Source organism: Kitasatospora arboriphila, assembly GCF_039528095.1.
In the GTDB taxonomy this organism is placed as follows: domain Bacteria; phylum Actinomycetota; class Actinomycetes; order Streptomycetales; family Streptomycetaceae; genus Kitasatospora; species Kitasatospora arboriphila.
On record NZ_BAAALD010000007.1, the window covers coordinates 62,641 to 82,987 of the forward strand.

Here is a 20,347-nt window from a genome sequence, read left to right on the forward strand (position 1 = left end):
GCGTCAGCCGGCCGGGTCGCCGCCGCTCGGGACGTGGGCGAGCGCGGCCGCGGTGAAGGCGCGGAGCGCGGCGCTGCGGTAGGCGCTCTCGCGGTGGAGCAGCACGACCGTACGGGTGGGCAGCGGTGGATCGGTGGGCACCTCGGAGAGGTCCGGGTACTGCCGGACGGCGCGGTCCGGCAGCACGCTGGCCAGGGCGCCCGCGGCGACCAGGTCGGCGATCACCGCGATCGAGGCCGCCTCCACCGCGGCCGCCAGCGCGAGGCCGTTCTCGGCGGCGTAGGCGTCCAGGTGCCGCCGGGTGGCGAAACCGCCGCTGAGCAGGGCGAGCGGATGTCCGGCCAGCTCGGCCGCGGGCAGCGGCTCCCGCCGCCCGGCGAGCGGATGGGCCGGGCCCACGGCCAGCACCAGGCCCTCCGGGAAGAGCGGCTGCGCGGCGATCCCCGGACGGTGGGTGCCGCCGAAGGCGATGCCCAGGTCGAGCGCGTCCTCGGCGAGCTCGGCCTCGATCCGGTCCTGCGGGACCTCCCGGACGTCCAGGACGATCCCCGGGTGCGCGGCGTGGAAGGCCGCGACCAGCGGCCCGGTCAGGTAGGCGCTGAAGGTCGGTGTGGTGGCCAGCCGCAGCGTGCCGCGCGACAGGTCCTGCACGTCCTGCACCGCGCGCTCGGCGGTCGCGAGTTCGCGCAACGCCAGCCGGGCGTGCCGCAGGTACGCCTCGCCGGCGTCGGTCGGCCGCACCCGCCGGCCGGTGCGGTCGAGCAGCTCCACGCCGAGCGACCGTTCGAGCTGCCGGACCTGGTGCGAGAGCGTCGGCTGGGAGAGGTGCAGGGCCTCGGCGGCCCGGGTGAAGCTCCCGTGCTCCGCCACGGCGAGCAGGTAGCGCAGGTGGCGCAGTTCCATGGCCCGATCATAGATGTGGTCGATGGGAGTCATGGAATCTCCGTCTTGGACGCTATACCCGCTGGTCGGGCAGAGTCGACGCCATGCAGCAGATCACCGACGGGCTGCGGCGCTTCCGCCGCGAGGCCTTTCCCCCGCGGGCCGCGCTCTTCGCAGACCTGGCCGTCCGGCACCGGCCCGGCACGCTCTTCGTCGGATGCTCGGACAGCCGGGTGGTGCCCGAGCTGATCACCCAGAGCGAGCCCGGGGAGCTCTTCGTCGTCCGGACGGCCGGCAACCTGGTGCCCCCGCACCCGGCCGGCCCGGACGGGATCGCCGCCAGCATCGAGTACGCGGTCGGCGTCCTGGGCGTGAGCGACGTCGTGGTCTGCGGGCACTCCGGCTGCGGGGCGATGACCGCGCTCGTCACCGGAGAGGGCCTCGACCGCCTGCCGTCGGTCGCCGCCTGGCTGCGGCACGGTGCGGGCGTCGCCGCCGAGGCGGACCCCGGCGCCGCGGACGCCCCGGTCGAGGACCGGGTGGCCGCTGTGGTGCGGGCCAACGTCGTCACCCAGCTCGACCGGCTGCGCACCCACCCGGTCGTCGCCGAGGCGCTGGACCGGCGGGCGCTGACCCTGCACGGCTGGGTCTACGACATCGCCTCCGGCGCGGTCGAGGCGTACGACCGGGGCACCGGCCGCTTCGCCCCGCTGCCCTGCTGACCGCGGTCGGCCCTGTGGCTGAGCGGTCGTCAGAACATCACTCCACCGGGTGAATTCCCGGCTCGGCGGCGGTTCCCGGAAATAGCACGGGGATTCGGCCGGTTCGGGTACCACGGGCGGCCGCAGGGCCGTCGGCGTACCGAGGAGGGTGTTATGAAGATCGGCATCATCGGGGCCGGGAACATCGGCGGCAACCTCACCCGTCGGCTCACGGCCCTCGGCCACGAGGTGCGGGTGGCCAACTCGCGCGGCCCGCAGTCGTTGGCGGCGCTCGCCGAGGAGACGGGGGCGACACCCGTCGCGGCGACGGAGGCCGCGCGCGGCGCGCAGGTGGTCGTGGTGACCGTCCCGCTGAAGCGCGTGCCGGACCTGCCGGCCGGGCTGTTCGACGGCGCCGCCGACGGCTTCGTGGTGATCGACACCGGCAACTACTACCCGCAGCAGCGGGACGGCCGGATCGCCGGGATCGAGGACGGGCTGACGGAGAGCCGCTGGACGAGCCGGCAGCTCGGCCACCCCGTCGTCAAGGCGTTCAACGGCACCTACGCCCAGGACCTGCTGGACGCGCCGCGCCCCCAGGGCGACCCGGAGCGCATCGCCCTGCCGGTGGCCGGCGACGACCCGGCGGCCAAGGAGCTGGTCCGCGCCCTCATCGACGAGCTCGGCTTCGACACCGTGGACGCCGGCACCATCGACGAATCCTGGCGCCAGCAGCCAGACACCCCGGTGTACGGGCTCCGCGGCGGCGTGGCGGAGGTGGAGAAGGCCCTGTCCGAGGCCTCGCCCGAGCGGCCGGCGGCCTTCCGCGGCTGACCGCACGGCGAGGCGACGGCCCGGTACGACGGCCCGGTACGACGGGCCGGACACGACGGGCCCGGTACGACGGGCCGGACACGACGGGCCCGGACGGGCGGTGCGACCGCAGGTCAGCCGGTCGGTCCGTCCACCACGGAGTTGCCGGTCACGGCGCCGCTGGTGCCGTCCACGGTGACCAGGTGCCGGACACCGTCCGTGCCGACCACCACCGCCTGCCAGCTGCGGCCGCCGCCCTGCCGATCGGCCGGACGCAGCGACTCGACCTTGCCGCCGGGCACGGCCGCGGCGCCCTTCGCCACCGCGTCGCCCGCGGCGAGCTCGGGCAGCGGTGCGGGGGCGAGGTGCGGTATCGCCCTGCCGTCCGACGGGCCGGCCTCCGCCGGGTCGCCCACTGCCGGGCGGCCCGCCGTCCGCTGCTCGATCACGATCCGCCGCCCGTCCTCACCACGGACGACCCGCTGCTTGCCACCGACGGGCCCGACGGGCTCGCCGTCCCGGAAGGCGACCCGGGAGCCGTGGTGCTCCTCCGCGTGGTGGACGGCGGCCGCCGCGGCACCACCCAGCACGACCACGGCCGCACCGACCCCGACCCAGCGGGCCGTCCGCCCGCGCACCCACCGCCCGACGGTCGTCCGCCGACCGCCCGGACCGACCGCCCCCGGCACCTTGCCGGTCTCCGCACCTCGCTCCGCCGGACCCACAGGCTCGCTCATCGGCCGCCTCTCCTCCTCGCTCGTCACCGCACGGTGTCGCCGCACCCCGCCGGGCCCTCGCCCGGCCGGTACGGCGGCGGCCAGCATGCGGCACCGTTCCTGAAGCGCCGCTGAAGAACCTGAAGACCCCTTCAGGGAGCCGCCGGGACCACCTGTCACCCTGTAGCGCATGCGGGTACTGGTGGTGGAGGACGAACGGCGGCTGGCCGCGGCGCTGCGGCACGGCCTGACGGCCGAGGGCTTCACGGTGGACGTCGCCCACGACGGCGTCACCGGCCTCGCCCGCGCCGCCGAGCAGCCCTACGACGTGATCGTGCTGGACATCATGCTGCCCGGCCTCAACGGCTACCGGGTCTGCTCGCTGCTGCGCGCCGCCGGCCACGACGCGGGCATCCTCATGCTGACCGCCAAGGACGGCGAGTGGGACGAGGCCGAGGCGCTGGACACCGGCGCCGACGACTTCCTGTCCAAGCCGTTCTCCTACGTCGTCCTGGTCGCCCGGCTGCGGGCCCTCGCCCGGCGCATCGGCAGCCGGGCACCCCGCGCGACCGTCCTCGGCGACCTGGTGGTCGACGCCGCCGGACGCACCTGCACCCGGGCCGGCACCCCCGTCCGGCTCACCGCCCGCGAGTTCGCCGTCCTCGACCACCTCGCCCGGCGGGCCGGCGAGGTGGTGACCAAACGGGAGATCCTCGACGAGGTCTGGGAGTCCGGACCGGACGGCGACCCGAACATCGTCGAGGTCCACATCAGCGCCCTGCGCCGCAAGATCGACACCCCGTTCGGGCGGGCCGCCCTGCAGACCGTGCGGGGCGTCGGCTACCGACTGGCGGCCGACGGTGGCTGAGTCGACGCCCCCGGTGTCGCCCACGCAGGTGCCGCAGACCGCCCGAGCGGCGGGCCCCCCCCCCCCCCCCCCCCCCCCCCCCCGCCCCCCCGGCCCCCCCCAGCCCCCCCCCGCGGTGTCCCCCGCGCGGGCCCCGCACCCCCCCGGCGCGCCGGCCGCACCCGCCCGCCCCCGCCCCCGCAAGCGCCTCCGCGGCCGGGCCGGCCGCCTGGTGGCGCGCCTCGCCCCGCGTTCGGTGCGCGCCCGGACCACCCTCGCCGCCTGCACCACCGTCGGCGCCGCCCTGCTCGTGGCCTCCACCGCACTCCTCGGCCTGCTGCACGCCAACCTCGAACGCAGCGTCGAGAGCGGCGCCCGCGAACAGGCCGTCGCCGTCGCCCGGCTGGCCGCCGACGCCCGGCTCACCCCGCTGCTCCCGCTCGACCACGGCACCGACTTCGTCCAGGTCGTCGACGAGAACGGCCGGGTGCTGGCCGCCAGCCAGAACCTGGCGGGCCGCCCCGCCGTCACCCCCGTCGGCGGTCCCGACGGCCACACCACCTTCGACCTGCGACCGTTCGGCGAGGAGCACCGCCAGCGGGTCGCCACCGTCACCGCCACCACCCCGTCCGGCCAGGTCACCGTGCACGTCGGCTCCTCGCTGCGCACCGTCGACACCGCCCAGCACGTCGCCGCCGGCGCACTCCTCGTCCTCTGCCCGCTGCTGCTGCTCACCGTCGGCGTCCTCACCTGGCGCACCACCGGGCGCGCGCTCGCCCCGGTGGAGGCGATCCGCGCGGGCGTCGCCGCCATCGGCGACCGGCACCTGGACCTCCGGGTCCCCGTACCGGCCGCCGACGACGAGATCGCACGGCTGGCGGGCACCATGAACGCCATGCTGGCGCGGCTGGAGGCCGCCGGCGCACGCCAGCGCCGCTTCATCGCGGACGCCTCGCACGAACTGCGCAGCCCGCTGGCCGTGCTGCGCACCCAGCTGGAGGTCGCGCTGGCCCACCCCGATCCCGAGGTGCGCACCACCCTGCTCGAAGGCGCCCTGGAGGACACCGACCGGCTGCAGGCCCTCGCCACCGACCTGCTGCTGCTGGCCCGGCTCGACTCCGCCGGGCCCGACCGCTCCGCCGACTCCTTCGACCCCCTCGATCCGGTCGACCTCGCCGAACTGGCGGCGGGCACCGTGCGGGCCCGGGCCGGTGACCCGCACCCCGTCGGCCTCGACCTGCCGGACGGCGTCGCGGTGGTCGGCAGCAGGCTGTGGCTCGGCCGGCTGCTGACCAACCTGCTCGACAACGCCCAGCGGCACGCCGACCGGCGGGTCACCGTCCGCGTCCACCGCGAGGACGGCACCGGGTACGCCGTCCTGGAGGTCGCCAACGACGGCCCCGAGGTCGCACCCGAGGACCGCGAGCGGATCTTCGAACGGTTCACCCGGCTCGACGACGCCCGCAGCCGCGACCACGGCGGCGCCGGACTCGGCCTGCCGATAGCCCGCGACATCGCCCGCCACCACGGCGGTGACCTCACCCTCGCCCCCGCCCCGGGCCCCACCGTCTTCCGCACCCGCCTCCCGCTCGCCCCCGCCCGCAGCTGACCCGACCCGGCACACCACCTGCGGACCGCCGGGGCCGGGGCCGGACGGGCTCAGGACCGACGCGCCGGACGCCCGGCCTCCAGATGGACGACGGTGCCGGCCTCGCGGGCCCGCAGGGCGGCGGAGACCCGGGCCCCGAGGAAGGGCGGCAGCCGTCGGACGGCCTCCTCCGGAGGCAGCCAGCTCGCCGCCCTGATCTCCCCGTCGGCGAAGACCAGCCCCTCGGCCTGCTCCGGTGTCAGCGGCGCGGTGTCGAAGACGAAGCAGGCCAGCGCCCGGCCGTGCCTGGTCGCGGAGGCCGGCGTGGTGTCCACCACCAGCAGCCGTCCGACGGGCACGCCGAGGGACAGCTCCTCCATCAGCTCCCGTGCGGCGGCCTGCCCCGGATCCTCGTGCGCCTCGACCATCCCGCCCGGGAGCTCCAGGTGGTCCTTGTAGCCGGGGTGCAGGACGAGCACCCGCCCGGAGGTGTCGGTGACCAGCGCGGTGGCCGCCGCCATCGGCGCCGGCAGCTGGGCGTAGTGGTCGCGCGGCCCCATCGGCGTCCGGTGGCCGTCGCGCAGCACCGCGGTGTGCGCCCCGCGCTGGGCGTCGACCGCGGCCGCGAGCCGCCGTGCCGCCGGTGGCGCGAGCAGGGCCGTGGCCTCGTGCTCGGGGTGGAACGCGGCGGTGCTCGGCAGCACCCACCCGTTGCCGCCGTCGACGGTGCCGTCGACGGCATGGACGGCGTGGAGGAACACCAGACGGGTGCGCCGGCCCGCCGCCGGTGACTCGGTGTCCACGGCCAGCAGCCGGCCGGTCTCGGCGGATCCGCCGAACCGCTCCGCGAGGACGCGCAGGAGCGCGAGCGCGGGCTCCTCGTCCGCGACCGGGCCGCCGGGCAGCGCCCAGGTGCCGCCGTCACCCGCGCGGACGAGCAGGACCTGCCCCCGGTCGTCGCGGATCAGGGCCTCTGCGTGGACGGCGGGCGCGGGGTCGGGGAGGAGCGGAGTCACGGGCGGGCTCTCCAGTGGGTCCGGTGGCGGTTGTCGCCCGGAGCCTGCCCACCGGGCGCCGCCCGCTACGCACGGGCACGCCGTCCGGCCCGGTGGATCGGCAGGTCCCTGCCCCTGCCCGGCTCCGTTCGTGCCCCGCCCCGTTCGACCGGGCCTCGCCACGGCGCGCGGTGCACGGCAAGGGCGCGGGCCGGGGCATCGTGCGCCGATCGTCCGCCCGTCCACTCCCACGTGCTCCTTCCCGCCGGGGTGGGCGCGGCGCGGCGTCCACCCCCTGGGCAAAACGGCGTCCCCGTCACCTCCTGGCCCTGGTGCGCCCTCTCCCGATGTGCTCCGTGGGCCGACGTGGCGGTTCGGGGACGATCGGCGGTGGCGGCACCCCCTGGAGCTGCTCCCGCGCGGCCCGGGTGCACCTGTGAGGGCGACGTTGCGCTGCGCAGCCCCGGCGGGATTCACTGGGACCGAACCGACCGACGCCGGAGGACAGCCATGAGCAGCGCCTTCCCGGCCCGCGGCCAGGATCCGGCCGTGTGGGCCGCGGCCGCCGTGCCGGGCCCGCTGATGCGAGCCCTCGACCAGCGGGGCGGCCTGCCGCACACCGTGCGCCAGGACATCGCCCGGCAACTCGCCGAGGGCACGCCGGCCACCCGACTGCGGGACCGCATGGAGCGCCGCTGGTGGGAGCGGTACGCGCAGCTGACCGCGCCGGAGCTGCTGCAGCGGGCCGACGACATCGCCCTCGACCTGGTGGCCGCGCCGACCTGCCCGCTCGGCTGCGAGGACGGCTGGCTGCCGGACGAGTCCCGGGTGTGCCCGTGGTGCCGGCCCAACAACACCGTCATCGACGTGGCTCCGGACGAGGAACCCGCCGGCCGCCGCCTCGAACCCGAGGAGCAGGCCCGCCGTGCGGCCGAGGTCCGCGCGGCGATGCGCGCCGGCCGCCGCTACCCGCGTCCCGCACGGTGAGCCGCTGACGGCCGGACCCTTCCCGGCCGAGGTGTCGGCGGGCCCGGGCCTCGGGCCCGGGTGCCGTGGTCGGGGGGCGGGTCCGGGACGGCGGGTCGGCAGCGGCGCGGTCGGTGGTCAGCGGCCGATTTCGAGGTCGGCCGCGACCTGTCGGGCGGCGGGCGCGAGTTCGGCGTCGATCGCGGGCCAGTCCGCCGCGTCGGCCCGGAGCCGACCGGCGGCGGGCGGCCGGGCTTCGAGCATGGCGAGCCTCAGGTGGGTCGGCGGGTGCGAGCGGTCGACGGTGCCGAATTCGCGGGCGGAGAGCCTCAGCAGCCGTTCGCGTTCCAGCGCCGGCACGTCGGCGAGCTGGGCGGAGAGCTCCTCCCACGGTCCGGCGGCGGGTGCCGGGTCGGTTCCGGTGCGGCGGGCCCGTCGGGCCCGGTCGGCCCGCATCCGCAGCAGGGTGGTGTCGACCGTCCGCCGGAGCATCAGGGTCCGCAGCAGCCCGAGGCTCGCCCCGGTGCCGGCGAGGTCGGCGGCGAGCCGGTCGGCGCGGTACTCGGCGGCCTGGCCGGTGCGCAGCGTGAGCCGGTCGAGCAGTTCCAGCAGCGCCCGGGCCACGAGGTTGACCGGGCGCAGCAGCAGTTGCAGGATCGCCGAGGCCGCCAGCTCCACGAAGGTGCCGAAGGACTGCCGGTACAGGGCGGGCCGGGTCAGCTCCTCCCACTCGTCGAGCGCGGCGAGCGCGGACCGCAGCCACAGTCCGCGGCGGCTGTCGGCGTTGACCTGGTGCCCGAGCTCGTGGCCGAGCAGGGCCAGCCGCTGCCCGGGGTCCAGCACCGCCCACAGCGGGAGGCCGAGCCACAGCACGTGGCGCCGCCGCAGGCCGATCCGTCCGAATCCCGCGTTGAAGTCCCCGGTGACCAGCACGACGTCCACCGGCCTGCCGCCGAGGGCCCGCGCCACCCGGTCGGTCAGGGCGAACAGCCCGGGGGCGTCACCGCGGTACAGCCGGGCGGTGTTGCGCGGCAGCCCTCCGAGTCGCGGGCGGAGCGAGAGGACGAGCGCGGCGGCGAACAGTCCGAGCACCCGCAGGGGCCAGGTGGGGGCCGCGATCAGCAGGCCCGCGGCGCAGACGGCCAGGGCGAGGGTGGTGAGGTGGACGGCGCCGGCGAGGGCGTTGGCGCCGAGCCAGGCCGGGTCGCGGACGGCCGGGCGGTCGGCGGCGACCGCCGTGTAGACCCGCTCGACCCGGTCCCGCACGGTGCGGCGGGCTGTCTCCTCCTTGCGCCGGCGGCGGTCGGTGCGCCGCTGTTCGGGGGCGGGGGCGGCCGGGGCGGGGGCGGGGGGGGGGGCGAGGTTCCACTCGCAGGAGGGGCACCAGGAGGTGAAGCGCGGGTCGTCGGCGACCGGGGACCCGCACGCCGGGCAGAGCGCGGCGTCGGCCGCGCGAACTCGGGTCACGCCATCTGAGCTTGCCACTGCGGCCGCCCGGCGGGAAGGGGGACCACGGCTTCCGGGTGGTTCCGTCCTTCCGTGCACGGGCGGCGCGCTGCGGGTCCGGGCGTGCCGTGCTCAGGCGGTCCGCCCGCGGGCCCGGACGGCGGTGCGGTGCGGCGGGGCGGCCGGGGCCGTCCGTGCCGGGGCGGTGGCACCGCGGTCCGTGGGGCCGGTGCGGTCGCCGTGGTCGCCTTCCGCCGTCCCGTGCCCGCCGGGCCGGAGCGGGAACCGGCCGGGCAGCGCCAGTCCGGCGCCGACCGCACCGACGAGGCAGATCGCCGCGGCCACCAGGCAGGCGAGGTGGAAGGCGTCCATGAAGGAGGTCTGTACGGCGGTCAGCAGGTCGGCCCGCCCGAGGCCCGAGGCCGTGCCGAGTGCGGAGGCGACGGAGTCCTCGGCCGCCGTGGCCGTCCGGGACGGGAGTCCGGAGAAGGCGGTGTCGGCGAGCCGGCTCGCGTAGAGCGAGGTGAAGACGGAGCCGAGGACGGCCACGCCGAGGGTGCCGCCCGCCTCGCGGGTGGCGTCGTTGACGGCGGAGCCGACACCGGCCTTGGCCGGCGGCAGCACGCTCAGGATCGACTCGGTGGCCGGTGCGGTGGTGAGCCCGAGGCCGAGGCCGATCAGCACCATCTGGCCCACGATCCGCTCGTACGACACGAAGGCCGGCGAGGCGGCGATCCAGGCGAAGGAGACGCCCAGCAGGACGAGGCCCGTGGTGACCACGGCGCGGGTGCCGAGCCGGGCGACCAGGGCGACACCGCCGAGCGAACCGACGGCGATGGTCAGCGCCACCGGCAGGATGCGGACGCCGGTGGAGAGCGTGCCGTACCCGCGGATGAACTGGAAGTACTGGGTCACCAGGAAGATGAAGCCGAAGAGGGCGAAGAACGCGAGGGTGACCGAGCCGCTGGCGGCCGAGAAGGCCGGGGTGCGGAAGAGCGACAGGTCGATCATCGGGTGGGCGCGGCCGCGTTCGATCCGGACGAAGGCCGCGGTGAGCACGGCCGTGGCGGCGAACCCGGCCAGGGTGGCGGGTGCGCCCCAGCCGCGCTCCGGCGCCTCGATGATCGTGTAGACCAGGACGCCGATGGCGGCCGAGGAGGCGGCGAGCCCGGGCAGGTCGAGGCGGGCCGAGCCGGGGTTGCTGGACTCCGGCACCCAGAGCCAGGTGGCGACCAGCGCGAGGAGGGCGACCGGCACCAGCGCGAGGAACACCGAGGGCCAGCCGAAGTGCGCCAGCAGCACGCCGCCGACCACCGGGCCGACCGCGACGCCGAGACCGGTGACGGCACCCCACACGCCGACCGCCTTGGCCCGGGAGCGGCGGTCGGGGAAGGTGTTGGTGATGATCGACAGGGTGGTCGGGAAGATGAGCGCGGCACAAGCGCCCATCGCGAACCGGACCGCCACCAGCGCGCCGGGCGATCCGACGGCGCTGCCGACGGTGCTGGTCGCGGCGAACCCGGCGAGTCCGAGCAGCAGGGCGGGCCGGCGACCGAACCGGTCGCCGAGCGAGCCGGCGCTGAGCACCAGCGCGGCGAAGGCGAGGTTGTAGCCGTCCACCACCCACTGCAGGTCGCGGGTGGTGGCGTCGAGCTGCCGGCTGAGGTCGGGCAGGGCGACGTTCACGATCGTCGTGTCGAGGTTGATCGCGAACGCCGCGAGACAGACCGTGGCCAGCACGAGGAGACGTCGGCGAGGGGTGAGGGCGGGCATCGGTGGCTCCATCCGCCATGCATGTTGACAGTGACAACATGCGGTGATTGACACGTTTCCACCCGAAGTGGACAATGTCAACATCTGGCTGGGAAAGCGGTGAAACCTTGGAGAATCGGACATACCATCACGGGAATCTGCGCGAGGCGCTGATCGACGCCGGAGTCGCCCTCGCCCGCACCGGCGGTCCCTCGGCCGTGGTGCTGCGCGCCGTCAGCCGGGAGGCCGGCGTCTCCCACAACGCCGCCTACCGGCACTTCGCCGACCACCAGGACCTGCTGGCCGCCGTCGCCGTCCGCTGCATGGAGCAGCTGGGGCAGCTGATGGTGCGGCGCACGGCCGAGGTCGCCGAGGACGACCCCGTCCCGCGCGCCTGGGCAAGACTGGCGGCCATCGGCCGGGCCTACGTCGACTTCGCCCGCACCGAGCACGGCTGGTTCCGCACCGCCTTCTCCGGCGCCACCGCGCACGGAGCCAAGCACGCCCTGACGGACCCGGAGGCCGGCCGCACCGACCCCTACACCCTGCTCGCCGCCCGCCTCGACGAGCTCGTCCAGGTCGGGGAACTCCCGCCGGACCGGCGGCCCGGCGCGGAGTACGCGGCCTGGTCAGCCGTGCACGGCCTCTCCGCCCTCCTGGTCGACGGGCCGCTGCGCGACCTCCCGGCCGAGGAGGCCGGATTCGCCGTTGACACCGTCCTCGCCGCCGTCGCCCGCGGCCTCTGAGCAGCGCCCTGCTCCGCCGTTCCGGGCCGGCACGTCATCGGAACCTGCAGTCGCGGACCGCCGCCACCGGAGCGGGAGTTCGAGGCGGCGGTCGGCGCCTTCCCGGCAGCGGCGGCCCGGCAGGTCCGCCGACGCCGCAGACCCCGGCGTGCCGTCGGCCGTCAGATCGACAGGACCCCGGGGAACACCCCGTGCCCGACGCCGGGGGCCGTCAGCGCGAACCAGCCGTGGCCGGTCATGGGTGTGTCGCCGTCGATCTCCTCCGGGTCGACGGTGACCCGCTCCGCGACGGCGCGCGAGTCCGACTCCAGCGAGGCGTTCGGCTCGAACGTGCCCGGCTCCCACAGCGGGTCCTCGGTCTGCGGCTCCTCCCACGGCAGCGGCTCGCCCGTCCAGGCGGGCTCGCGGTAGGTCTGGAAGGACCGGACGACGCCCCGGCCCCGTTCGGCGATCGCCCAGTGGTGGCAGTCCTCGTAGCAGTCGCGGAAGTAGTAGTGCGCCTGCCCGCAGGCCTCGGCGAGCCGCTCCAGCCGTCCGTCGTCCGGGCAGTTGACCAGGACGGTGCCGAAGAGCAGCCGCCAGCCGGCGATCTCGGGCGTGACGAAGACCCGATGGACGGTCAGATCGGTGCCGTCGGGCCGCGCCACGACCGCCTCGTCGTACACCCGGCCGGAGAGGCCCATCGCCAGCGTGGCAGGGGTCCGGTCGTGCAGGCCCAGTGCCTCGAACGCCGCCTCGTAGCTGCCGCCGGGCACCGCGACCCAGTGGAAGTCCCACATCTCGTCGGGGAGGAGGTCGTCCAGCAGCTTGACGCGGACCAGCCGCTCCAGCGCGGCCCGGTCGCGGGCCGAGAGCCCGGCGCAGCCCCCGAGGTGGGCGAGGGCGTGCAGGGCGTGCCGGCGCAGCCGGCCCGGACCGTCCGCCCGGACGGCCAACAGCTCGGGGACGGCCGCCGGGCCGATCGCCTCCAGGACCCGGCAGGCCGAGTACTCCTCGCGCCGCTCGCCGAGGAACGGCAGGACGGCCGCCAGTGCGGGCAGCGCGGCGGTGCCGAGACCGCGCAGCGCGGCGAGCGCCGCGTCGCGGACCTCGGGGGACGGGTCCTCCAGACGTGCGGCCGCCGCGGTCGCCGCCCTCGCGCCCGCCGCGGCTTTTGCCGCCGCGTTCCCGCCGTTGCTGTGCTGTTCCGTCCGGTTCTCCATGATCGAGAGGCTAGCGGGCCCCGCTGACGCCCCGTCCGTCCGGTGCGGCGGCCCGCAGCGGGCGGTGGTCCTCCTCGTCGGGCGCAGGGGCGGACCAGGCGAGCAGCATCCGCAGGGCGTCCTCCGACGCGGAGCCCGGTTCGGCGGCGTAGGTGATGAGCGCCTGGTCGCGGTCGTCGGCCGCGCGCAGCGTCTCGTAGGCGAGTTCGAGCTCGCCCACCAGCGGGTGGCGGAACCGCTTCGTCCCGGCGGTCTTGTCCCGGACGGGGTGCTCGGCCCACATCCGGCGGAAGTCCTGGCTGCGCATGGACAGTTCGCCGATCAGCCGGGCGAGCACCGGGTCGTCGGGGTGCCGTCCCGCCTCCAGGTGGAGGTAGGCGACGTTCTCGCGGGCGCAGTCGGCCCAGTCCGCGAACAGCTCGCGGGACGACGGGGCGAGGAAGGTGATCCGGGCGATGTTCCGCTCGGCCGGGTCGAGCGCGCCGTAGTCCCCGAGCAGGGCGCCTGCGGCCGGGTTCCAGGCCAGCACGTCCATCCGCCGGCCCATCACCAAGGCCGGGAAGTCGTCGAGTCGGTCGAGCACCCGGCGCAGCATCGGCCGGACGAGCTGCGGCTGCGGCGGGTGGCCGGCCGCCGGAACGCCGCGGCGCCGCGGCCGGGCCAACTGGTGCAGGTGCCGGGTCTCGTCCTCGTCCAGCCGCAGCGCGCGGGCGAGGGAGTCGAGCACCGCGGCCGACGGGTTGGGCACCCGTCCCTGTTCCATCCGCGTGTAGTAGTCCACGCTGACGCCCGCGAGCAGGGCGATCTCCTCGCGGCGCAGCCCGGCGACCCGGCGGGCGCCCCCGTACTCGGGCAGGGCGACGTCCTGCGGCCGCAGTCGGGCCCGCCGGCTGCGCAGGAACTCGTTGAGGCCGGTCGCAGTGCTCATGCCGCCGATTATGGCCGGGCGGCGGCGGTCGCAGCCTGGCCCTGCGAGGACCAGGCACGGGCCCGTCCCCGACCCGGCGGCGGCCGGGGTGGCCGAGTTGCTGTGGGCGGTGCGGCACCTCACGGCGGACCGGCTCCAGGAGGTCGTCCGTCGCGCGGAGGCGCTGCGGGCGCCCTCGGAGGCCCGGCGGGGAGCACAGCCACCCCGATAGGCTCGGGCCCGTGGCCGCCCTCGTTCCGTACCTGCTGACCGCCGCGGTGCTGGCCCTGCTGATGGGGTGCTTCGGCGGGCGCGCCGTCCTCGTCCGCCGCCGGGGCCTCGCCGGCGCGGCCGTCCGGGCCGCCGTCGCGGCCTACGAGGAGGCGTACCACCCGAGCGGGCGCGACACCCACGTCGAGATCCTCGCGCAGGCCGAGCGCCGGGCACCCGTGGCCCTCCCCGGCGCGCCCCGGGGAGACGCCGGGACGGGCGCCGAGCCCTTCCGCCCGCAGCCCGGCCGCCCCCGGCGCAGGCCCGGCCGGCTCGCGGCCCTGCTGCGCCGCACCCGCCCGGGCCGCCCCCCCTCCGGCCGCTGACGAGCCGCCGCCGAGCCGTCCGACCCGGGCGGACGGCCATGGTCCGATCGCCGCCGGTAATGGACTGCCGTGCTGTCGCCCCCACGTGATATGTACTCCGTTCGAGTGATCGTCGTACACGGCCCACTCACCTGTGCAGAAGCACCTGTGGACACGAACGTGTGCCGCGGCCGGACGGGGCCGGCGGCACGGAGGGGGCTGCCGCCATGTCGATTCTCGGACGGCTGCTGGGACGCCGGTCCGGCGGCGGGGGAGCCGGCCCCGCGGTCGACCCGGCCTACGGCGAGGAGGAGCTCCGCGGCCTGCGGGCCCGGGCCGCCGCCGGTGACTGGCAGGCGGTCCGCGCCGGCCTCGGCACCGTCGCGGACGAGGCGGACCTGACGTGGCTGATCGCCCAGCTCGCCGAGACCACCGGCAGCGAGAGCTGGCTGGCCGAGGCGGTCGCCGCCGAGCCGGACTCGGCCCTGCCGCTGCTGCTCGCCGGTGCCCGCCAGGTCTCCTGGGCGTGGGAGGCACGGACGGCAGCCCGCGCCCAGCACGTCAGCCGCGAGCAGTGGCAGCTGTTCGGGGAGCGGCTGGAGCAGGCCGAGGAGCTGCTGTACGCCGTCGCAGAGCGCGAGCCCACCTGGCTCGCGCCCTGGTACTTCCTGCAGATCAGCGCCCGCGGCGCCTCCCTCGGCCCGGACGTCGCCCGGCACCGCTTCGAGGCCGCGCTGCGCCGCCGCCCCGACCACCTCGGCTCGCACCGCCAGCGGCTGCAGCAGCTCTGCCGCAAGTGGGGCGGCTCGCACGAGGAGATGCACGACTTCGCCCGGACGTCGATGCTCGCCGCGCCGGAGGGCAGCCCGCTGGGCGAACTGGTCGCGCTCGCCCACGTCGAGCACTGGCTCGACCTCGACAGCGGTGACGACCGTGCGTACATCACCCGGCAGGCCGTCAGGGACCAGCTGCACGAGGCCGCCGAGCGGTCCGTGCTGCACCCGGCGTACGTCCGCGGGCGCGGCTGGCGCAGCGCGCACAACACCTTCGCGATGGCGTTCTCGATGGCGGGGCAGCCGGCGACGGCGAACCTGCTGTTCGGCGAGCTAGGCGACACGGTGACCGAGTTCCCCTGGGCCTACCTCGACGCCGACCCCGCCCGGGCCTTCCGGACCTGCCGGACGGCCGTCGCCCGCGCCGGCCGCTGACCCGCGCCGCCGGCACCCGCCGCAGCCACCCGACCCCACCGCCGCCGAACCGAAAGAGCCCCGACCCGGTGTCAACCGACAGCACCCCCCTGGACCCGAAGACCGCCGCCGCCGGCAGCGCCGTCCCCGGCGCCGCCACGCCGACCGCGCACACCTTCCAGGTCGACCTGCGCGGACTGGTGGACCTGCTCTCCCACCACCTCTACTCCAGCCCCCGGGTGTACCTGCGCGAGCTGCTGCAGAACGCGGTCGACGCCATCTCCGCCCGCCGCGCCGCCGACCCGTCCGCCCCCGCCCGGATCACCGTCCGGGCCGACGGCGACCTGACCGTCACCGACACCGGCATCGGCATCACCGAGGCCGACGTGCACACCTTCCTCGCCACCATCGGCCGCAGCTCCAAGCGCACCGCCGACGGCGGCCTCGACAACTCCGGCCTGGCGGCGGCCCGCAGCGACTTCATCGGCCAGTTCGGCATCGGCCTGCTGGCCTGCTTCGTCGTCGCCGACGAGATCACCGTCGTCAGCCGCTCCGCCAAGAGCCCCGACGCCCCCGTCGTCGAGTGGCGCGGCCACTCCGACGGCCGCTACACCATCACCACCCTGCCCGCGTCGGCGAAGCCCGAGCCCGGCACCACCGTGCACCTCACCCCCCGGCCCGACGCCACCCGGTGGACCCGCCACGACCAGGTCGTCGAACTCGCCCGCCACTACGGCAGCCTGCTGCGCCACGAGGTCACCGTCACCGACGCCCGCGGCACCGCCACCCGGATCGACGCCCCCGCACCCTGGGACGTCCGGCACGGCTCCCCGCTCGCCCGCCGCGAGGCGCTGACCGCCTACTGCCGGGACACCTTCGACTTCACCCCGCTCGACACCATCGAGCTCGACCTGCCGCTGGTCGGCCTGCGCGGCGCCGCCTACGTGCTGCCCGACGCCGCGCCGCCCTCGCGCCGGGCCGGCCACCGCGTCCACCTCAAGGGCATGCTGGTCTCCGACCAGGCCGACGACCTGCTGCCGGACTGGGCGTTCTTCGTCCGCTGCGTCGTCGACGCCGACGGCCTGCGCCCCACCGCCTCCCGCGAGGGCCTGTACGCCGACGAGACGCTCGCCGCCGTCCGCGAGGCCTGCGGCGCCCGGATCCGCGACTGGCTGACCGGCCTGTCCGCCAGCGACCCGGCGCTGCTGCACCGGTTCATCGGCGTCCACCACCTGGCCGTCAAGGCGCTCGCCCGCTACGACGACGAGCTGCTGCGGATGCTGCTGCCCTGGCTGCCCTTCGAGACCACCGACGGCAACGTCACCCTCGACGAGTTCGCCCGCGCCCACCCGGTGATCCTGGTCGCCCGCACCGTCGAGGAGTTCCGCCAGGTCGCGCCGATCGCCGGCGCCGCCGGCCTCGGCGTCGTCAACGGCGGCTACACCTACGACAGCGACCTCGTGCACCGGCTGCCCGAGATCCGGCCCGGCACCTCCGTCGCCGACCTCGACCCGGGCACCGTCACCGCCCACCTGGACACCGTCGACCCGTCCGCCGAACTCGCCGCCGCCGCCTTCCTCGCCACCGCCCGCGAGGTCGTCGGCCGCTTCGACTGCGACGTCGCACTGCGCAGCTTCCACCCCGCCAGCGCGCCCGCCCTGCTGCTCGACAACCGCGAGGCCCGGCACGAGCGCACCCGGGCCCGCCTCGCCGACGAGGCCGACGGCCTGTGGGCGGACATCCTCGGCTCGCTGCGCGCCGAGGTGCCGCGGGCGCAGCTCGTCCTCAACCACCTCAACCCGCTGGTGCGGCGCGCCGCCACCATCCCCGGCAAGGAGCTCGCGGTGATCGCCGCCGAGGCCCTCTACGGGCAGGCCGTGCTGCTCACCCGCCGCCCGCTGACGGCGGGCGAGAGCGCCCTGCTCAACCGGTCGTTCCTCGGCCTGCTCGACCACGCCATGCTCGGCCGCGACGCCGCCGACCCGCAGAAGGAGTCCTGATGACGGACACCCCCGAGGCGCTCACCGAGGCGCTGCGCGCCAACGACGCCCGCCCCTACGGCCGTTCGCGCACCGTCACCGCCGAGGAACTCGCCGAGGCCGCCGAGCAGTTCCCCGACCACCGCGAGCTGCAGGTGCTCGCCCTGATGGACCTGATGGAGGCCTACGAGTACGACGGCGAGGCCCGCAAGGCCCCCGTCGTCTTCGCCCGGATCCTCAAGCTCTGGGACACCCACCCCGACGACTTCAACGAGTGGGCCCGCCTCCAGGTGTTCTGGCGCTTCAAGTGGGTCGCGTCCGCGCTGCTCTCCACCCCGGACGTGCCGCTGGACGCGATTCGGCGCTGGCACGACGAGATGCGCAGCCGCTACACCGCCGCCGACCACGGCCTGCAGCCGTACTACGCGCAGCGGTACCACCTCGCCGCGCACACCGGCGACGCCGCCGACGACGCCTTCGACCTGTGGGCGACCAGGCCGCGCTCGCAGATGAGCGACTGCACCGCCTGCGAGGTCCGTGCCCGGGCCCGCCACCACGCCGCCCGCGGCGACGACGCCCGCGCCCTGCGGGAGTGGCAGCCCGTGCTCGGCGGCGAGAGCACCTGCTCCGAGGAGCCGTGGACCAGCCACGCCTGGGCCCTGCTGCCGCTGCTGCGCGAGGGCCGGCTCGACGAGGCCCGCTCCAGCCACCTCGTCGGCTACCGCGGCGCCCGCGGCAAGTCCAGCACCGCGAGCCAGATCGGCCTGCACCTGGAGTTCTGCGCGCTCTCCGGCAACGAACCCCGCGGCCTGGAGATCCTCGCCGAGAACCGCGGCCTCTTCGACGGGCACGGCGACCCGCTGGCCCGGCTGGGCTTCCTCGTCGGCGTCGAGGTGCTCACCGCCCGGCTCGCCGCCCTCGGCCACGGCGACCTGCCCGCCGCCGGCCCCGCCGGCCGGAACTGGACGGTCGACGCGCTGCACGCCCACGTCGCGGCCGAGGCCGAGCAGTCGGCCGCCCGCTTCGACGCCCGCAACGGCACCACCGCGGTCGGCGCCCGCCGCCGGGCCCGCCTCGCCCGCACCCCGCTGCTCGACCGGCCGCTCGCCCTCGGCGTGCGGGCCGCCGGGCAGGTGCCCGCGCCGGCCGCCGCCCCGGTGGTCCGTCCCACGGCCGAGCCCGTCCCCGAGGACTTCGTCGCCCTGGTGCTGCGCGCCCGCGAACTCGACCGGACCGACCACCCCGACGCCGACGCGCTGTGGGCCCGGATCACCACCGTCGTCGCCGACGACGACCACGTCCACCCCGACCACCCGGAACTCGGCCCCGCGGAACGGCTGCAGGGCAACCTCGCCGACCACCGCGCCCAGCACGCCTTCGAGGCCGACGACTGGCAGACCGCCCGCACCGAACTGCTCGCCGCCGCCGAGCTGTACGAGAGCGCCGGACTGCCGATCCGCGCCCTGGTGGTGCGCACCCGCGCCGCCGTCGCCCACCTCGGCGAGGAGGACAGCGCCGCACCCGACTGGCCCGCGCTCGACGAGGCGCTCCGCCGCGCCGACGAACTCGCCGCCGCGGCCCCGCGGACCGGCGAGGGGCAGGGCGGGGACGCCGCCGAGGACCGGCTGGCCGTGGTGCACAGCCTCACCTTCGCCGCCTACCAGGAACTGGTCGCCGCCCTGCCGGAACCGCCCGCCGAGGTGGCCGCCCGCTTCGACCGGCTGCTCGACGCCTACCGCACCGGGGCCACCGAACTCGGCCTGCCGCTGCGCATCGCCGCCGCCCGCCAGTACGCCGCCGACATCGCCGCCCGGCAGGGCCGGATGGCCGAGGCGCGCGAGGGGCTGGAGACCTCGATCGAGCAGTTGGAGCGGGACGGGCTGCCCTGGCGCACCCCCCGCCCGCTCGGGCTGCTCGGCCAGATCGAGCTGATGACCGGCGAGCACGCCCGCGCGGCCGAGGTCCTGCAGCGGGCGGTCGCCGAGGCCGTCCGCTGGCACGACACCTCCTTCCCGTACGGCCCGACCTACGCGATGCTCGGCCACGCCTGCGAGCACACCGGCGACGCGGCCGGCGCCGCCCGCGCGCTCACCGAGGCCGCCGACCGCTTCGACCGCGCCGGCAAGGCGGAGGACGCGGCGGGCGCCCGGATGCAGCTCGCCTCGGTGCTGCGGGACAGCGGCCGGCCCGGCGACGCGGTCGCCGTCCTGGAGTCGCTGCTGCTGGAGACCGGCGCGGACGGCTTCGACGGGCGGGCCCGGGCGCAGGTCCGGCTCGACCTGGCCCGCGGCCTGCTCGGACTGGAGGAGTACCGGGAGGCCGCCGAGCACTACCTGCTGCTCGCCGACGAGGCCGCCGGCTGGGAGGACGGCCAGGACATCCACACCATGGTCGCCTGCGAGGCCACCGTCGCCCTCGCCGAGGCCGGCCGCTGGGAGGCCGCCGACACCGCCCGCACCCGCGCCCTCGCCGCGCACGCGGTCGCGCCCCGCGCCGACCAGGTCTGCGGCATGCTGCAGCAGCTGGCCCGGCTCACCGTGCAGGCCCGCGGCGAGGACGGCCTGGACGAGGCGCTGGCCCGGCTCGACGAGGCCGACGAGGTCGTCGCGGGCGCCGAGGCCGACGGCCACCCCGTCACCTCCTGGTACCAGCGCGGTCTCGGCCACTACGAGCGGGCCCGCTGCTACGCCTTCACCGACCGGGCCGAGGAGGGCCTGGCCGCCGCGGAGGCGGCCGTCGCCGCCCACGAGGCCGGTGGCGCGGACGGCGAGGAGCCGCGCGCCGAGGCCCTGCGGATGGCGGCCCTGATCGAGGGCCGCAGCCTCGGCCGTACCGACGCCGCCCGTGCCCGGCTGGCCGAGGGCGTCCGCCGCTGCGAACGCGCCGGACTGACGGAGGCCGCCGGAGTCCTCGCGGCCCTCGGCGACCGCCTCGCCGCCGAGGCCGGCACGTCCTGACCGCCGGCCGCGGACGAGCGGTAGGGCGTGTCTTCAGAGGCGTACGGATGACCCATGGGGGCGCGTGGGTGGCCACGTCAGGGGCGCG

General features: G+C 76.6%; 17 protein-coding genes. 10 read left to right on the plus strand and 7 right to left on the minus strand.

What is annotated here, in order from left to right:
• Positions 1 to 3: 3 nt before the first annotated feature.
• On the minus strand, positions 4 to 936 hold the full coding sequence (cynR, locus tag ABD353_RS05935; protein ID WP_344622405.1) for a transcriptional regulator CynR: 933 nt from the start codon (positions 934 to 936) through the stop codon (positions 4 to 6).
• Between the two features lie 50 nt (positions 937 to 986).
• On the opposite strand from cynR, the gene ABD353_RS05940 reads away from it, so the two are divergent.
• Together ABD353_RS05940 and ABD353_RS05945 are read left to right on the plus strand one after the other, a co-directional pair.
• Positions 987 to 1,604, plus strand: a complete 618-nt coding sequence (locus ABD353_RS05940) for a carbonic anhydrase (protein ID WP_344622406.1) — start codon at positions 987 to 989, stop codon at positions 1,602 to 1,604.
• Positions 1,605 to 1,685: 81 nt separating this feature from the next.
• A complete protein-coding gene (locus ABD353_RS05945; protein ID WP_344622481.1) occupies positions 1,686 to 2,417 on the plus strand; it encodes an NADPH-dependent F420 reductase in 732 nt (243 codons plus the stop codon).
• Between the two features lie 113 nt (positions 2,418 to 2,530).
• Here the strand turns inward: ABD353_RS05945 and ABD353_RS05950 are convergent, their stop codons facing one another.
• Positions 2,531 to 3,133 (minus strand): hypothetical protein, encoded by a 603-nt coding sequence (locus ABD353_RS05950; RefSeq protein WP_344622407.1) that lies wholly within the window; start codon positions 3,131 to 3,133, stop codon positions 2,531 to 2,533.
• A 169-nt stretch (positions 3,134 to 3,302) separates the two neighbouring features.
• On the opposite strand from ABD353_RS05950, the gene ABD353_RS05955 reads away from it, so the two are divergent.
• Complete coding sequence (locus ABD353_RS05955) at positions 3,303 to 3,980, plus strand: response regulator transcription factor (RefSeq protein WP_344622408.1); 678 nt, start codon at positions 3,303 to 3,305, stop codon at positions 3,978 to 3,980.
• 115 nt (positions 3,981 to 4,095) lie between these two features.
• A complete protein-coding gene (locus ABD353_RS05960) occupies positions 4,096 to 5,568 on the plus strand; it encodes a HAMP domain-containing sensor histidine kinase (protein WP_344622409.1) in 1,473 nt (490 codons plus the stop codon).
• 50 nt (positions 5,569 to 5,618) lie between these two features.
• On the opposite strand, the gene ABD353_RS05965 is transcribed toward ABD353_RS05960, so the two are convergent.
• Positions 5,619 to 6,563: an NUDIX hydrolase gene (locus ABD353_RS05965; protein WP_344622410.1), complete on the minus strand. Its 945-nt coding sequence runs from the start codon at positions 6,561 to 6,563 to the stop codon at positions 5,619 to 5,621.
• Between the two features lie 489 nt (positions 6,564 to 7,052).
• Between ABD353_RS05965 and ABD353_RS05970 the strand changes: the two genes are divergently transcribed.
• The gene (locus tag ABD353_RS05970; protein WP_344622411.1) at positions 7,053 to 7,529 is read left to right on the plus strand and encodes a hypothetical protein; all 477 of its coding nucleotides are present in this window, start codon (positions 7,053 to 7,055) and stop codon (positions 7,527 to 7,529) included.
• A 117-nt stretch (positions 7,530 to 7,646) separates the two neighbouring features.
• Here the strand turns inward: ABD353_RS05970 and ABD353_RS05975 are convergent, their stop codons facing one another.
• Together ABD353_RS05975 and ABD353_RS05980 are read right to left on the minus strand one after the other, a co-directional pair.
• Positions 7,647 to 8,975 carry a M48 family metallopeptidase gene (locus ABD353_RS05975; protein ID WP_344622412.1) on the minus strand — a complete coding sequence of 443 codons (1,329 nt, stop codon included), beginning with the start codon at positions 8,973 to 8,975 and terminating at the stop codon, positions 7,647 to 7,649.
• 111 nt (positions 8,976 to 9,086) lie between these two features.
• The gene (locus ABD353_RS05980; protein WP_344622413.1) at positions 9,087 to 10,727 is read right to left on the minus strand and encodes an MFS transporter; all 1,641 of its coding nucleotides are present in this window, start codon (positions 10,725 to 10,727) and stop codon (positions 9,087 to 9,089) included.
• Between the two features lie 107 nt (positions 10,728 to 10,834).
• Here ABD353_RS05980 and ABD353_RS05985 point away from each other — a divergent pair, with 107 nt between their 5' ends.
• Entirely contained in the window at positions 10,835 to 11,452 is a 618-nt protein-coding gene (locus ABD353_RS05985) for a TetR/AcrR family transcriptional regulator (protein WP_344622414.1), read from the plus strand.
• A gap of 161 nt (positions 11,453 to 11,613) precedes the next feature.
• Here the strand turns inward: ABD353_RS05985 and ABD353_RS05990 are convergent, their stop codons facing one another.
• Both ABD353_RS05990 and ABD353_RS05995 read right to left on the minus strand, forming a co-directional pair.
• Positions 11,614 to 12,654, minus strand: a complete 1,041-nt coding sequence (locus tag ABD353_RS05990; protein WP_344622415.1) for a HEAT repeat domain-containing protein — start codon at positions 12,652 to 12,654, stop codon at positions 11,614 to 11,616.
• A 10-nt stretch (positions 12,655 to 12,664) separates the two neighbouring features.
• Positions 12,665 to 13,582, minus strand: coding sequence for a helix-turn-helix transcriptional regulator (locus ABD353_RS05995; RefSeq protein WP_344622416.1), 918 nt, complete (start codon positions 13,580 to 13,582; stop codon positions 12,665 to 12,667).
• 221 nt (positions 13,583 to 13,803) lie between these two features.
• Here ABD353_RS05995 and ABD353_RS06000 point away from each other — a divergent pair, with 221 nt between their 5' ends.
• From ABD353_RS06000 to ABD353_RS06015, 4 genes are all read left to right on the plus strand, one after another.
• Positions 13,804 to 14,157, plus strand: coding sequence for a hypothetical protein (locus ABD353_RS06000; protein WP_344622417.1), 354 nt, complete (start codon positions 13,804 to 13,806; stop codon positions 14,155 to 14,157).
• A 206-nt stretch (positions 14,158 to 14,363) separates the two neighbouring features.
• Positions 14,364 to 15,344, plus strand: coding sequence for a tetratricopeptide repeat protein (locus tag ABD353_RS06005; RefSeq protein WP_344622418.1), 981 nt, complete (start codon positions 14,364 to 14,366; stop codon positions 15,342 to 15,344).
• Between the two features lie 89 nt (positions 15,345 to 15,433).
• Positions 15,434 to 17,323: an HSP90 family protein gene (locus ABD353_RS06010; RefSeq protein WP_344622482.1), complete on the plus strand. Its 1,890-nt coding sequence runs from the start codon at positions 15,434 to 15,436 to the stop codon at positions 17,321 to 17,323.
• Positions 17,323 to 20,259 carry a hypothetical protein gene (locus ABD353_RS06015; RefSeq protein WP_344622419.1) on the plus strand — a complete coding sequence of 979 codons (2,937 nt, stop codon included), beginning with the start codon at positions 17,323 to 17,325 and terminating at the stop codon, positions 20,257 to 20,259. Before ABD353_RS06010 ends, ABD353_RS06015 begins: the two co-directional genes overlap by 1 nt.
• The last annotated feature ends 88 nt before the right edge of the window (positions 20,260 to 20,347 follow it).

What these genes read in the sequence shown, in the direction of transcription:
- cynR (WP_344622405.1), bottom strand. Translation starts at nt 936, where the DNA reads ATGACTCCCATCGACCACATCTATGATCGGGCCATGGAACTGCGCCAC.
- ABD353_RS05940 (WP_344622406.1), top strand. Translation starts at nt 987, where the DNA reads ATGCAGCAGATCACCGACGGGCTGCGGCGCTTCCGCCGCGAGGCCTTT.
- ABD353_RS05950 (WP_344622407.1), bottom strand. Translation starts at nt 3,133, where the DNA reads ATGAGCGAGCCTGTGGGTCCGGCGGAGCGAGGTGCGGAGACCGGCAAG.
- ABD353_RS05955 (WP_344622408.1), top strand. Translation starts at nt 3,303, where the DNA reads ATGCGGGTACTGGTGGTGGAGGACGAACGGCGGCTGGCCGCGGCGCTG.
- ABD353_RS05970 (WP_344622411.1), top strand. Translation starts at nt 7,053, where the DNA reads ATGAGCAGCGCCTTCCCGGCCCGCGGCCAGGATCCGGCCGTGTGGGCC.
- ABD353_RS05980 (WP_344622413.1), bottom strand. Translation starts at nt 10,727, where the DNA reads ATGCCCGCCCTCACCCCTCGCCGACGTCTCCTCGTGCTGGCCACGGTC.
- ABD353_RS05990 (WP_344622415.1), bottom strand. Translation starts at nt 12,654, where the DNA reads ATGGAGAACCGGACGGAACAGCACAGCAACGGCGGGAACGCGGCGGCA.
- ABD353_RS05995 (WP_344622416.1), bottom strand. Translation starts at nt 13,582, where the DNA reads ATGAGCACTGCGACCGGCCTCAACGAGTTCCTGCGCAGCCGGCGGGCC.
- ABD353_RS06005 (WP_344622418.1), top strand. Translation starts at nt 14,364, where the DNA reads ATGTCGATTCTCGGACGGCTGCTGGGACGCCGGTCCGGCGGCGGGGGA.
- ABD353_RS06015 (WP_344622419.1), top strand. Translation starts at nt 17,323, where the DNA reads ATGACGGACACCCCCGAGGCGCTCACCGAGGCGCTGCGCGCCAACGAC.